This is a genomic window from Rhodococcus sp. R1101 (assembly GCF_000278445.1).
Lineage (GTDB): Bacteria > Actinomycetota > Actinomycetes > Mycobacteriales > Mycobacteriaceae > Rhodococcus > Rhodococcus gordoniae.
Window position 1 is genome coordinate 1 of sequence record NZ_AJVB01000677.1, and the last position, 1,602, is coordinate 1,602.

At 69.2% G+C, this 1,602-nt stretch carries 2 protein-coding genes; both read left to right on the forward strand.

Translation table 11 applies throughout. The features are described 5' to 3' along the window. On the forward strand, window positions 1-1,319 hold a 1,319-nt coding region (locus tag R1101_RS0123105), incomplete at its 5' end, for an ATP-dependent DNA ligase (protein ID WP_016935563.1). Window positions 1,320-1,324: 5 nt separating this feature from the next. Continuing rightward, window positions 1,325-1,602: Sir2 family NAD-dependent protein deacetylase (locus tag R1101_RS0123110; protein ID WP_026003623.1), on the forward strand; the 278-nt coding region annotated here is incomplete at its 3' end.

Sequence of the window (1,602 nt, forward strand, 5' to 3'; positions counted from 1 at the left end):
CTCACGTGGACCAGGTCTCGGGCCTGCTCGACCGGCTCGCCGGCATCTCCGGACCCGGATCCGCCGCCGCGCGGCAGCACCTGCTCGTGGAACTGTTCGAGCAGGCCACCGAGGCCGAGCAGCGCTTCCTCGTCGCACTCCTGGGAGGTGAGCTGAGACAGGGGGCTCTCGAAGGGGTCATGACCGATGCGGTCGCGGCTGCGGCCGGTCTCGCGGTGGAGCCGGTCCGCCGGGCGGTGATGTTGTCCGGCCGTTTGGCCCAGGCCGCAGCAGCAGCCTTCGAGGGCGGTGTGGACGCCCTCGCCGGGTTCGGCCTCGAACTCGGCCGACCGGTCCGGCCGATGCTCGCCTCCCCCGCCGAATCCCTCGACGCCGCGCTCACCGAGTTCGACGGTGCCGTGAGCGTGGAGTACAAACTCGACGGTGCCCGCATCCAGGTGCACCGCCGGGACGACGCCGTATGGATCTTCACCCGCACCCTGCGCGACATCACCACTTCGGTCCCCGAACTGGTCGATCTCGTACGGGCACTTCCCTGTCGCAGTGTCGTGCTCGACGGCGAGACGCTCGCGCTCACCGATTCCGGGCGTCCCCGGCCGTTCCAGGAGACCATGAGCCGGTTCGGTGCCCGTTCCGAACGCGAACTGCTGTTGCACCCGTATTTCTTCGACTGCCTGCACCTCGACGGCGACGACCTGCTCGACGAGCCGTTGTCGGTACGACTCGACCATCTCGCCCGCGTCGCGGGTGAACACCGCATCCCGACGCTGGTCGCTCCGGGCGCCGACAGCGCCGAGGCCCATCTCGGCGACTCGCTCGGCAACGGCCACGAGGGCGTCATGGTGAAGTCGCTCACGTCGACCTATACCGCCGGCCGCCGGGGCCGGGCGTGGCAGAAGGTCAAACCGGAGCACACCCTCGATCTCGTGGTGCTCGCCGCGGAATGGGGATACGGGCGCCGCGCCGGCTTCCTGTCGAATCTGCACCTGGGCGCCCGCGACCCGGACGGTGGCCCACCGATCATGGTCGGAAAGACCTTCAAGGGCCTCACCGATGCGTTGCTGCAGTGGCAGACAGAGGAATTCCCGCGATACGAGTCGCATCGCGACGAGCACACCGTCCACCTCCGACCCGCGATCGTCGTCGAGATCGAACTCGACGGGGTGCAGACCAGCAGCCGATATCCGGGTGGGGTCGCGTTGCGGTTCGCGCGGGTGCTGCGCTACCGACCCGACAAGTCGGCCGCCGACGCCGACACGATCGACGCGGTCCGTGCGCTCCTGCGCCCAGCGCCGGTTTCCGGAACCGGCCTACCGTAGAGAGGGTGATCGACCTTTCACTCCGCTCCGACGACCTGCACACGCTCCTGCACGGACGTCGGATCGCCGTTCTCACCGGCGCCGGCCTGTCGACGGATTCCGGTATCCCCGACTATCGCGGACCGGACTCGCCCCCGCGCAATCCGATGACCTTCCAGCAGTTCGTAGGCGATGCGGAGTTCCGGCAGCGTTACTGGGCCCGCAACCATGTCGGCTGGAGACACATGGACGCTGCCCGGCCCAACGCCGGGCACCGTGCCCTTGCAGCCCTCGAACGCGCCGG